Source organism: Pseudonocardia sp. EV170527-09, assembly GCF_008369905.1.
In the GTDB taxonomy this organism is placed as follows: Bacteria; Actinomycetota; Actinomycetes; order Mycobacteriales; family Pseudonocardiaceae; genus Pseudonocardia.
On the sequence record NZ_VRMC01000126.1, the window covers coordinates 1 to 10,514 of the forward strand.

Consider the following 10,514-nt stretch of genomic DNA (forward strand, 5'->3'; position numbering starts at 1 on the left):
GGCGGGGGCGGCGAAGCGCCAGCGGTGCACGTGCGTCCACTCCGGCGCGGCGGTGATGCCCAGCAGCTCACGGACCGCGGCGGTCATCGCGGGAACCGCGGCGGCGGGATCGGCGTCGTGGGCGCGCGCCAGGTCGCCGGTGGAGTGCGCGACGAGCACCGGCGCGTCGTCGCCGCGGCGGTCGCCGTCGTCGGCGACGAGGGACAGGACGGGGTGGTCGTTGACGAACGCCGCGGGCAGCCGCGGCCAGTCCCGGCCGGTGAACCCGGCGGTCAGTGCGAGCACCGGGTTCCACTCCCGCCCGGCGACCGCGGCGCCCGCGGGGGTGTCCGGGTCGAGCAGCCGGGCGGCCTGCGGGTCGGGCATCGCCAGGACGACGGCGTCGGCGCGCTCGCCGTCGACTGTCGGGCCGTCCGGGCCGGGACGGACCCGCTCGACGGTCCGGCCGGTACGGACGTCCAGGCCGCGGGCGGTGTCGGTGACCAGCGACCGCAGCCCGGCCGGTGCCGCGAACCGCAGCGGGCCGGGGCCGTCCGGGCCCCGGGTGGCGCCGTCGAAGACCGCGAGGGTGTCGGTCCACCCGCGGACCAGGCCGTCGTCGCGCCAACGTCGGACGCGGGCGTCGAACCGGTCGTCGGAGACAGTGAAGTAGGCGGCACCGATGTCGGCGGGACGGCCCCCGTGGCGGTGCACCGCCAGCCGTCCTCCGACCTCGCGGGACCGCTCGTACACCGTCACGTCGACACCGCGGGCCGCCAGCTCCGCGGCGCAGGTCACCCCGGCGATGCCGGCCCCGATCACGATCACGCCCATCCCCGGGACCCTAGGCGGGGGTCGCCAGTGAAGCATGTTCACGGTTAGGGTGACCTAAGAGCAAAGGGGATGCGATGGAACACGTGACCGACGAGGCCAGACTCCGCGAGATCATCGGCGAGGTGCCCGCGTTCATCCGGGACAAGGCGCGTGACCGCATCGACCCGGTGACCGCGGAGTTCCTGGCGGCGTCGCCGTTCTACCTGCTGGCGACGACCGGGCCGGACGGCGTCGACGTCTCACCCCGGGGCGACCCGGCGGGCTGCCTGCTGGTGCTCGACGAGCACACGGTCGCCTTCGCCGACCGCAAGGGGAACCGCAGGCTCGACTCGATGCGCAACATCCTGCACGACCCGCGGGTCGGGATGATCGTCGTCGTGCCGGGGTCGAACGACACCGTGCGGATCAACGGACGGGCCCGGATCGTGTACCGGCCCGACTTCGCCGAGCGGCTCACCGTGAAGGGCTCGACGCCCGAGGTGGCGATCGTCGTCGAGGTCGACGAGCTGTTCCTGCACTGCGCGAAGGCGTTCCTGCGCTCGTCGCTGTGGGACACCGCGACCTGGCCGGACCGGGGCGCGGTGCCCAGCGCCGGGAAGCTGGTGAAGGGCCAGTACCGGATGCCCGGCCCGGCGCGGGTGATCGACGCGGCCATGCGCCGCGACAGCCGGGTCAACCAGTACTGACCCGGTCGGCCCCGGCCGCGGCGTCGAGCAGCGCGGCGACGCGGTCGTGCCGGTCGCGCCACCAGGCGGCGCGGTCGGCAGCGGCCGCGACCCCGGCCCGGTGCACCGGCTCGGGCGCGACCCGCGGCACGGGCAGGAACCCCCGCTCGGGGACGTACGGCTCGGCGACGACGTCGTCGGCCAGCAGCGAGACCGTCCCGAGCCCGCAGGCGTGGCGCAGCTCCGGCAGCGCCCCGGCCAGCGCGAGGCCGGCGGCGAGACCGACGCTCGACTCCACCGCCGAGGACACCACGACCGGCAGCCCGACCTCCTCGGCGATCCGCAGGGCCCGGCGCACCCCGCCCAGCGGCGACACCTTCAGCACGACGACGTCGGCCGCTCCGGCCCGCACCACCCGCATCGGGTCCTCCGCGCGGCGGATCGACTCGTCCGCGGCGATCGGCACGTCCACCGCCCGGCGGACGGCGGCGAGGTCGTCGACCTCCCAGCAGGGCTGCTCGACGTACTCCAGGCCTCCGGCGGCCCGGTCGAGCTCGCCGATCGCGGCGACGGCCGTCACGACGTCCCAGGCGGCGTTGGCGTCCACCCGGACCAGCCCGGCGGGGCCGAGCGCGTCGCGGACGGCGGCGACGCGCTCGACGTCCTCGGACAGCGGGGCACCCGGGTCGGCGACCTTGACCTTCGCGGTGGTGCAGCCGGAGGCGCGCACGATCCGCTGGGCCTGCTCGGGCCCGACGGCGGGCACGGTGCAGTTGACCGGCACCCGGTCGCGCACCGGTTCCGGCCAGCCCGTCCCGGCCGCCTCGCGGGCCGCGGCCAGCCACGCGACGGCCTCGCGGTCGTCGTACTCGGGGAAGGGGCAGAACTCGCCCCAGCCGGCCGGGCCGGACAGCAGCAGGCCCTCGCGCACGGTGATCCCGCGGAACCGGGTGGTCATCGGCAGGGAGTAGACGTCCATTCCCGCTCACTTCCTACCGTCAGTAACTTACTGAGGGTAAAGTCTCCGGCGTGACCGCGCAGACCGTACCCGGCCCCCGCCGCCGCGTGCCCAGGGCGGAGCGCGAGCGCCAGATCGTCGACGCGGCCGTCGCCGTCTTCGGCGAGCGGGGCTACGCCGAGGTCTCGATGGAGCAGGTCGCGGAGCGGGTGGGTGTCACCAAGCCGGTGCTCTACACCCACTTCGGGTCCAAGGAGGGCCTGCTGCTGGCCGCGATCGCACGGGCCCGGTCCGAGCTGCTCGACGTCGTCGCGCAGGCGGCGGGAGCCGCGGACTCGCCGGAGGCGATGCTGCGGGGCGGGACGCTGGCCTTCTTCCACTACCTGGACCGGCGGGCGCCGGCCTGGCAGCTGTTCTGCTCCGAGGCCGGGGTCACCGACACCGCGCTGGAGGAGATCCGCGCCCAGCAGACCGACTTCATCGCCGCCCTGCTCGCCGCGCAGGTCCCCGGCACCGAGCCGACCCGGCTGACCGGCTGGGCGCAGGTGATCGTCGGGGCCTGCGAGCGGCTCGCCGTCTGGCGCGGCCAGGACGAGGCGGTCACCGCGGACCAGGCCACCGAGTACCTGATGGACCTGGTCTGGACCGGCCTGGCGGGCCTCGGCGACCGGACCTGAGCGCGCGTCCGGGACAATTCCCGGCCATGAGCACGACCGCACCACGCCTGCTGCAGGTGGCCCGCACCGAACGGGTCACCCCCGGCATGGTCCGGGTGACCCTGACCGGCGAGGAGCTGGCCGGGTTCCCCGGGCACGGCCCGGACCGCCGGATCAAGATGTTCTTCCCGGTCGAGGGCCAGGAGCGACCCGCCGTGCCGCGCGCCTCGACCGGCGGCCCGGTCTGGCCCGCCGGGGAGGCCCGCCCGGCGATCCGCACCTACACGGTGCGCCGCTTCGCCCCCGACGCCGGCGGCCACGGTGAGCTCGACGTCGACTTCGTCGTCCACGCCGGTCACGGGCCGGCCGCCTCCTGGGCCGTGTCGGCCGCCCCCGGGGACTGGGTCGGGGTGTCCGAGCCCGGTGGGCGCTGGGAGCCGGACCCGGCCGCCGCGCACCACCTCGTGATCGGCGACGAGTCCGCCCTGCCCGCCATCGCGACCGTGTGCGAGACCCTCGCCGAGGCCGCCCCCGGGGTGCCGGTCCGGGTCGTCGCCGAGGTCGCCGACGCCGGCGAGGAGCAGACCCTGCCCGGCGATGTCGCCGTCACCTGGGTGCACCGCGGCGACGCCCCGGCGGGTGAGCCGCTGGTCGCGGCGGTGCGGGCCGCCGAGCTGCCCGACGGCCGCGGCCAGGCGTGGCTGTCCGGGGAGTCCGCCGCAGTGAAGGAGCTGCGCGCGCACCTGCTCGACGAACGGGGGTTCGACCGGCGCGCCGTCTACGCCACGGGGTACTGGCGCGCGCGGTGAACCGACAGCGGACACACAGCCGTCGCACAGGTCCGTGCGGTGTGCTCCTAGCATGACCGAGGTGATGGACCGGGACGCCGACCCGCTGCGCCGCGCCGACGGCGGCCCGATCCGGGTGCTCGTCGTGGACGACGAGCCCACGTTGTCGGACCTGCTCTCGATGGCCCTGCGCTACGAGGGCTGGGAGGTCCGCGCCGCCGCCGACGGGATGTCCGCGGTGCGCCACGCCCGCGACTTCCGCCCGGACGCGATCGTGCTCGACGTGATGCTGCCCGACGTCGACGGCTTCGAGGTGCTGCGCCGGGTCCGCGCCGACACCCCCGAGGTGCCGGTGCTGTTCCTGACCGCGCGCGACGCCGTCGAGGACCGGGTCGCGGGCCTCACCGCGGGTGGCGACGACTACGTCACCAAGCCGTTCTCGCTGGAGGAGCTGGTCGCGCGACTGCGCGGGCTGCTGCGCCGCGCGGGGATGGCCGCCGCCCAACGCTCCTCGGAGCTGGTGGTGGGCGACCTGGTGCTCGACGAGGACGCGCACGAGGTGTCCCGCGCCGGCGACCCGGTGGAGCTGACCGCGACGGAGTTCGAGCTGCTGCGCTACCTGATGCGCAACCCCCGCCGGGTGCTGTCGAAGGCCCAGATCCTCGACCGGGTGTGGAACTACGACTTCGGCGGCCAGTCCAACGTGGTCGAGCTCTACGTCTCCTACCTGCGCAAGAAGATCGACGCCGGACGCCGGCCGATGATCCACACGGTGCGTGGCGCGGGCTACGTGCTGCGGCCCGCCGCGGACTGACCCGATGGTCGTCACCCGCGTCTCCGGCCAGGTCCGCTCGCTGCGGGCCCGGCTCGTCGGCACGGTGCTGCTGCTGTTCACGGTGGCGTGCGTGGCGATCGGCGTCGCGACGACCCTCTCGCTCGACCGCTACCTCTCCACCAGGCAGGACCGCGAGCTGTCGTTCTCCCTGGAGGGCTTCGTCGCCCAGCAGACCGGGCGCGCCCCCGGCCGGCTCACCCACGACGACGGCACCCCCACGCCGGGCGGCCAGGGCGGGGGCCCGCCCGGGGGGATGTTCCTCGGCCCGGGCCCCGGCACGAACGCGATCGGGGCGGTGCTGGACGACGGCCGCGTCGTGAGCGCCCGCCTGGCCCAGCGGGGCGGGACCACGACCGCCGTCCCCGAGGCCGACCTGGCCGCGCTGCGCTCGGTGCCCGCCGACACCACCGCCCGCGACGTGACGCTGTCGCTGGGCGACTACCGGGTGATCGGCTGGACCGAGGGGACGACGACCTACCTGATCGCGCAGCCGGACAACGCCGGTGCCACCGTGAGCAGGCTCGTCGTCATCGAGCTCGTCGTGCTGGGCGGTGCCGTGGTGCTCACGGGCAGCGCGGCGGCCGTGCTGGTGCGGCGCGCGCTGCGCCCGCTCGAACGCGTCGCCGGCGTCGCCGCACAGGTCGGGAACCTGCCGCTGGACCGGGGCGAGGTGCACCTCGCCGCACGCGTCCCCGACCCCGACCCGCGCACCGAGGTCGGGCAGGTCGGCACCGCGCTCAACCACATGCTCGACAACGTCGAGGGCGCACTCGCCACCCGCCAGGAGTCCGAGACGCGGCTGCGTCGTTTCGTCGCCGACGCCAGCCACGAGCTGCGCACCCCGCTGACGGCGATCCGCGGCTACGCCGAGCTGTCGCGCCGCGAGCGGGAGCCGGTCCCGGAGCGGACCACCCACGCGCTGGCCCGGATCAGCTCGCAGGCCGAACGCATGTCCACGCTGGTCGAGGACCTGCTGCTGCTCGCCCGGCTCGACGCGGGCCGTCCGCTGGAGCGCGCCGAGGTGGACCTCACGCGGCTGGTCCTCGACGCCGTCGGGGACGCCCACGTGGCGGGCCGCGACCACCGCTGGTTCCCGCAGCTGCCCGACGAGCCGGTCACCGTCACCGGCGACGCCCACCGGCTCGCCCAGGTGGTCACCAACCTGTTCGCGAACGCCCGCACCCACACCCCGCCCGGCACGACGGTCACCGTCACCCTCGGCCACCCCGTCCCCGGCCGGGTCCGGCTGCAGGTCGCCGACGACGGCCCCGGCATCGCCCCGGACGTGCTGCCCCGGGTGTTCGAGCGGTTCGCCCGTGGCGCGGAGGGGCGCACCCGCGCCGGGAACGACACCCCCAGCACCGGGCTGGGTCTGGCGATCGTGGCGGCGGTCGTCGCCGCCCACGACGGGACGGTCGGGGTCGACAGCGCCCCCGGCCGGACGGTGTTCACCGTCGAGCTACCGGTCCGCTGACGGTTCGGCTGTCTCGGAGTCGGCTTCGGGGTCGGCCCGCGGGTCGGCCGGGGCGAGGTCGACGGACAGCCGGCGAATGAAGTCGTCCATCGCCTGCTGCATCGTCTGGCGGAAGGCACCGAGCAGGGACTGGGTGGCGACCGGCTGCAGGGCCTCGACCGCCGTGCGCAGGTCCGCGACGCCGTGCCGGGGCAGCCCGGCCGCGACGTGCGCCGCCCAGACCTGCTCGCGGAACAGCTCGACGAAGATCTCGGCGATCTCCCGGGTGCGGGTCAGCAGCTCCTCGCCGACCTGCTGCACCGCCTCCGGGGCCAGCCCGAGCGCGACGGCGTGCGCCCCGGACCGGACCATCGACGGGTTGAGCACGCGCAGCCGACCCGGGCCGGTGCGCTCGATCAGCCCGGACGCGGCCAGCCGCTCGACGAACTCCGGGGACGTCCGGGCGCCGGCCCACTCGGCCAAATCCTCCTCGGCGAGCTCGACCGCCTCCTCCGGCTGCCACGGCGCGAGCATGCCGCGGTAGAGGCGCAGCGCCTCCTCCGCGCTGCTGGAGGGGGTCTGGTTGATCAGCACGCCGATCGCGGCGAGGGAGAACCCGCGCCGCTGCAGACCGGCGATCAGCTCCAGCCGTGCCAGATGGACCGGGCCGTACCAGGCGGTGCGCCCGCGCATCTCGCCCGGCTGCAGCAGGCCGCGGGACAGGTGGGCGCGCACGTTGCGGACGGTCATACCGGCACGTGCGGCAAGCGTGTCGATCGGGAACTCGTCCCCGCCCGTCGGGGTTCCGGACATCGGGGCAGAGCCTACTCGCGACGGCCGGGCGCGCACGGTGACGACGAGCGGACCGCAACCACCCCGTGACCCACCGCGACGACGGTCGCGGGCACTCGCCGACGATCAACGATGTCATCGGTTGCCCGATCCGCACCGCGACATCGGGCCGAGACCGGCCAGCACCCGATTCCCGCTGGTCACAGGAGCACCATGGCGAACGTTGACACGAATACGTGTCGAGATAGTAGTGTTCTCGGGTGTCGTCGTCATCAAGGTCGACGCGCCCGACTCCGGTCGCATGCCCGCGGCCGGTGCACGCCGGGCCGGCCGACGGGTCCCCCTCCCTGCCGGCCGGTCCGGTCAGCTCGGTGCGGCATGTCGACCCAGCGCGGTCCGTCGACTCAGCGCGGTCCGTCGACGGTGCGGCCGAGATGTTCGCGCTGCAGCACCGCCATCCGGTAGGCGTCGTGGTAGCGGCCGCTGGCGAAGTACTCCTCGCGCAGCTCCCCCTCGACGACGAAGCCGGTGCGCTCGTAGGCACGCACGGCGCGGGTGTTCTCGATGTCGACGACCAGGTAGACCTTGTGCAGGTTCAGCACGCCGAAGGCGTAGTCGAGGGCCCCGGCGGTGGCGCGGGCGGCGAGTCCCCGGCCCTGGAAGGCGGGGGCGACGATGATCTGGAACTCGGCGTTGCGGTGGATGTAGTCGATCTCCACCAGCTCGACCAGGCCGGCCCGCTCACCCGCGCAGTCGATGATGAACCGCCGCTCGCGGTTGTCGTGCACGTGCCGGGCGAAGATCTCCTGCAGCTCGACGAGCGACTCGAAGGGCTCCTCGAACCAGTACGACATGATCCCGGAGTCGTTCGACAGCCCGTGGACGAACGGCAGGTCCTCCCGTTCCAGGGCGCGCAGCCGCATCTCGGGGGTGGTCGTGCTCATGGGGGCCTCCGCGGTCGACGGACACCGTGTCCGTCGCCCGGAAACCTACGAGGCCGGTGCGCTCAGCGCCCGACCCGGGCCCGCTGCGGCGTGCACGACGGACAGTCGCGCCACGGCAGGGTGCGCGAGTCGGCGGGGCGGGCCGCGCCGCAGCGGCAGACGCCGGCGATGCCGCCGAACCCGGGCATCGACTTGGTCGGACGTCCCGCACGGACCAGCGTGCGGCCGGAAGCGGACGTGTGCGTGGGCAGGTACAGGCGCATCAGGATCCCCGACGGTGTGTGGTGGAGTTCGGCGACCTGTGGGCCACCGAAGGACACATCGTCTTCACCCTACGAAACATGACGGACATACTCAGTGACCTCTGACACAGATCCCCCCACCGGACCCGACGGCCCGGCGGGTCGCCCTGCCAGACTGCGCCGCATGGCTGGCTCCCCGCTGCTCCAGAACCTCTCCGGCACCGCCCGCACCGCCTACGAGCTGGGCAGCGGCACCGCCCGCGCCGCCGTGGCCCTGACCCGCTCGGGAGTCGTCCGCCCGCTCGGCCCCGGGAAGCTGTACGGGATGGGCCGGGCGCTGGTGCGCTACGGCAACAGCATCACCGCGGCGTTCGCCGTCGGGGCGGCCCGCCACCCGTACCGGCTCGCCGTCGTCGACGACGACGGGGTGACCACCTACGCCGAGCTGGAGGAACGCACCGACCGCCTCGCGCTGGCCCTGCTCGACTCGGGCGCCGGACCGGGCGCCCCGGTCGGGGTGCTGTGCCGCAACGCCCGCGCACCGATCGAGGCGATGGTGGCGGCGGGCAAGGTCGGCGCCGACGTCGTGCTGGTCAACACCGGGCTCTCGGCCGAGCAGCTGCGCGGGGTGCAGGAGCAGCAGAAGCTCCACACGCTCGTCGCCGACCCGGACTTCCTCGACGTCGTCCCGCCCGGACCGCGCGTCGTGCTGACCTCCACCCCGGACGGGCCGCGTCCCGCCGGCGACCGGGTGCTCGACGATCTCGACGCGATGGTGGAGCGGGGCGGGCCGGGCGAGCTGCCGTTCAAGCCGGAGCCGTCCAAGCAGATCGTGCTGCCCTCCGGCACCACCGGGACGCCGAAGGGCGCCAAGCGGCCGCACCCGTCGACCCTCGCCCCGGCGGCGTCGATCCTCTCGGCGATCCCGCTGCGCGCGGGTGAGCCGACGCACATCGCCGCGCCGCTGTTCCACACCTGGGGCAACGCCGGGCTGCTGCTCGCCTCGCTGCACGGCGCGACCGTCGTGCTGCGCCGCAAGTTCACCCCGGAGGGGTTCCTCGCCGCCGTGCGCGAGCGCCGGTGCACCACGGTGTTCGCGGTGCCGGTGATGCTCCAGCGCGTCCTGGAGTCCGGCGCCGAGGGCTGGGGCGACGGCCGGGACGACCCGGCGGGCCCGCGGATCGTGGCCGTCTCCGGGTCGGCGCTGCCCGGCGGGCAGGCCAACCGGTTCATGGACCGCTTCGGCGACTGCCTCTACAACCTCTACGGATCCACCGAGGTCTCCTGGGTCTCGATCGCCGGACCGGAGGACCTGCGCGACGCCCCCGGCACCGCGGGCCGCGCCCCGGCCGGGACCACCCTGGTCATCCTCGACGAGGACGACCAGCCCGCCCCTGCAGGCGTCGACGGCCGGGTGTTCGTCGGCAACGACCTGCCGTTCGAGGGCTACACCGGCGGCGAGGAGGGCCTGGAGGAGCACGACGGGCTGCTGGGGACCGGCGACGTCGGGCACCTCGACGAGCACGGACGGCTGTTCCTCACCGGCCGGGCCGACGACATGATCGTCTCGGGCGGGGAGAACCTGCACCCCGGCCCGGTGGAGGAGCTCATCTCCGGGATGGACGGGGTGCGCGAGGCCTGCGTCCTCGGGGTGGACGACGACGAGTACGGCCAGCGGTTCGCCGCCTGGGTGGTGCTGGAGCCGGGTGCCGAGGTCACCGCGGACGCGATCCGCAGCCGGGTGAAGTCCGACCTGGAGAAGTTCGCCGCACCGCGGGACGTGCACTTCCTCGACGAGCTGCCGCGCAACCAGACCGGGAAGGTGCTGCGCGCCGAGCTGCCCGGCCGGGATTGACCCGTCCGGGCGGTCCGAGTTGAAGTCAGGCAAACCTTCCCTAAGATAGCCCGATGACGGTCACCGCGACACGTGGCGCACCCGGCGGTCCCGCCGGGGCGCCCGTCGCGGGCTGTTCCGGGCTGAGCGCGGCCCTCGGCGAGCCGATGACCGGCACCGCGCCGCACGTGCGTCGCCTCGTCGCCGTCGAGCACATCGGGGCCTGGCCGCGGAAGGTCGCCGACCACCCGGACCCGGCCGTGACCGCGCTGTTCGACCGGCTCCGCGCCGACGACGTCATCCTGCTGCTGATCCGCCGCCCCGGCCGCGAGGGCCGCTGCGACGCCGACGGTGCCCGCACCGTCTACGTGTGATGTCCAGGGAGGTTGGTCAGCCTGGTGACTGGTGGCTGGCCGCCGATGGTGGAGTGAGCGCGGTGGTGATTGTAGAAGTGCAGCCAGCCGGGTAGGGCGTCGTTGCGTTGGCGGGTCGACTCATAGAGTCGGGCGTAGGCCCAGCCGTCGGCCAGGGTCC

Annotated in this window: 13 protein-coding genes; 7 read left to right on the top strand and 6 right to left on the bottom strand. The window is 74.7% G+C overall.

What is annotated here, in order from left to right:
- The coding region (locus FVA95_RS25875) for an NAD(P)/FAD-dependent oxidoreductase (RefSeq protein ID WP_149666458.1) at window positions 1–813 on the bottom strand (813 nt) is incomplete at its 3' end.
- Window positions 814–887: 74 nt separating this feature from the next.
- On the opposite strand from FVA95_RS25875, the gene FVA95_RS25880 reads away from it, so the two are divergent.
- A complete protein-coding gene (locus tag FVA95_RS25880) occupies window positions 888–1,499 on the top strand; it encodes an MSMEG_1061 family FMN-dependent PPOX-type flavoprotein (protein WP_149666459.1) in 612 nt (203 codons plus the stop codon).
- On the opposite strand, the gene FVA95_RS25885 is transcribed toward FVA95_RS25880, so the two are convergent.
- A complete protein-coding gene (locus FVA95_RS25885) occupies window positions 1,486–2,457 on the bottom strand; it encodes an o-succinylbenzoate synthase (RefSeq protein WP_149666460.1) in 972 nt (323 codons plus the stop codon). The two genes, FVA95_RS25880 and FVA95_RS25885, sit on opposite strands and share 14 nt — an antisense overlap.
- A 50-nt stretch (window positions 2,458–2,507) precedes the next feature.
- Between FVA95_RS25885 and FVA95_RS25890 the strand changes: the two genes are divergently transcribed.
- From FVA95_RS25890 to FVA95_RS25905, 4 genes are read left to right on the top strand one after another with little or no spacing between them, the layout of a single operon-like run.
- Window positions 2,508–3,113, top strand: a complete 606-nt coding sequence (locus FVA95_RS25890) for a TetR/AcrR family transcriptional regulator (RefSeq protein ID WP_240051736.1) — start codon at window positions 2,508–2,510, stop codon at window positions 3,111–3,113.
- 26 nt (window positions 3,114–3,139) lie between these two features.
- Window positions 3,140–3,901, top strand: a complete 762-nt coding sequence (locus tag FVA95_RS25895; protein WP_149666461.1) for a siderophore-interacting protein — start codon at window positions 3,140–3,142, stop codon at window positions 3,899–3,901.
- 52 nt (window positions 3,902–3,953) lie between these two features.
- Complete coding sequence (locus FVA95_RS25900; RefSeq protein ID WP_149666462.1) at window positions 3,954–4,694, top strand: response regulator transcription factor; 741 nt, start codon at window positions 3,954–3,956, stop codon at window positions 4,692–4,694.
- Window positions 4,695–4,698: 4 nt separating this feature from the next.
- Window positions 4,699–6,189, top strand: coding sequence for a cell wall metabolism sensor histidine kinase WalK (locus tag FVA95_RS25905; protein ID WP_149666463.1), 1,491 nt, complete (start codon window positions 4,699–4,701; stop codon window positions 6,187–6,189).
- Here the strand turns inward: FVA95_RS25905 and FVA95_RS25910 are convergent.
- The 3 genes from FVA95_RS25910 to FVA95_RS25920 all read right to left on the bottom strand — a co-directional run bounded on the left by FVA95_RS25910 (window position 6,175) and on the right by FVA95_RS25920 (window position 8,167).
- A complete protein-coding gene (locus tag FVA95_RS25910) occupies window positions 6,175–6,981 on the bottom strand; it encodes a MerR family transcriptional regulator (protein WP_149666464.1) in 807 nt (268 codons plus the stop codon). The genes FVA95_RS25905 and FVA95_RS25910 overlap by 15 nt on opposite strands.
- 383 nt (window positions 6,982–7,364) lie before the next feature.
- Window positions 7,365–7,904 (bottom strand): spermidine N1-acetyltransferase, encoded by a 540-nt coding sequence (speG, locus tag FVA95_RS25915; protein WP_240051737.1) that lies wholly within the window; start codon window positions 7,902–7,904, stop codon window positions 7,365–7,367.
- Between the two features lie 62 nt (window positions 7,905–7,966).
- Window positions 7,967–8,167: a hypothetical protein gene (locus tag FVA95_RS25920; RefSeq protein ID WP_149666465.1), complete on the bottom strand. Its 201-nt coding sequence runs from the start codon at window positions 8,165–8,167 to the stop codon at window positions 7,967–7,969.
- Window positions 8,168–8,330: 163 nt separating this feature from the next.
- On the opposite strand from FVA95_RS25920, the gene FVA95_RS25925 reads away from it, so the two are divergent.
- Window positions 8,331–10,001: an AMP-binding protein gene (locus FVA95_RS25925; protein WP_149666466.1), complete on the top strand. Its 1,671-nt coding sequence runs from the start codon at window positions 8,331–8,333 to the stop codon at window positions 9,999–10,001.
- 53 nt (window positions 10,002–10,054) lie between these two features.
- A complete protein-coding gene (locus FVA95_RS25930; protein ID WP_149666467.1) occupies window positions 10,055–10,354 on the top strand; it encodes a hypothetical protein in 300 nt (99 codons plus the stop codon).
- Here the strand turns inward: FVA95_RS25930 and FVA95_RS25935 are convergent.
- The coding region (locus FVA95_RS25935; protein ID WP_149665612.1) for an integrase core domain-containing protein at window positions 10,345–10,514 on the bottom strand (170 nt) is incomplete at its 5' end. The two genes, FVA95_RS25930 and FVA95_RS25935, sit on opposite strands and share 10 nt — an antisense overlap.

What these genes read in the sequence shown, in the direction of transcription:
- FVA95_RS25880 (WP_149666459.1), top strand. Translation starts at nt 888, where the DNA reads ATGGAACACGTGACCGACGAGGCCAGACTCCGCGAGATCATCGGCGAG.
- FVA95_RS25885 (WP_149666460.1), bottom strand. Translation starts at nt 2,457, where the DNA reads ATGGACGTCTACTCCCTGCCGATGACCACCCGGTTCCGCGGGATCACC.
- FVA95_RS25895 (WP_149666461.1), top strand. Translation starts at nt 3,140, where the DNA reads ATGAGCACGACCGCACCACGCCTGCTGCAGGTGGCCCGCACCGAACGG.
- FVA95_RS25900 (WP_149666462.1), top strand. Translation starts at nt 3,954, where the DNA reads ATGACCGAGGTGATGGACCGGGACGCCGACCCGCTGCGCCGCGCCGAC.
- FVA95_RS25905 (WP_149666463.1), top strand. Translation starts at nt 4,699, where the DNA reads ATGGTCGTCACCCGCGTCTCCGGCCAGGTCCGCTCGCTGCGGGCCCGG.
- FVA95_RS25910 (WP_149666464.1), bottom strand. Translation starts at nt 6,981, where the DNA reads ATGTCCGGAACCCCGACGGGCGGGGACGAGTTCCCGATCGACACGCTT.
- speG (WP_240051737.1), bottom strand. Translation starts at nt 7,904, where the DNA reads ATGAGCACGACCACCCCCGAGATGCGGCTGCGCGCCCTGGAACGGGAG.
- FVA95_RS25920 (WP_149666465.1), bottom strand. Translation starts at nt 8,167, where the DNA reads ATGCGCCTGTACCTGCCCACGCACACGTCCGCTTCCGGCCGCACGCTG.
- FVA95_RS25925 (WP_149666466.1), top strand. Translation starts at nt 8,331, where the DNA reads ATGGCTGGCTCCCCGCTGCTCCAGAACCTCTCCGGCACCGCCCGCACC.
- FVA95_RS25930 (WP_149666467.1), top strand. Translation starts at nt 10,055, where the DNA reads ATGACGGTCACCGCGACACGTGGCGCACCCGGCGGTCCCGCCGGGGCG.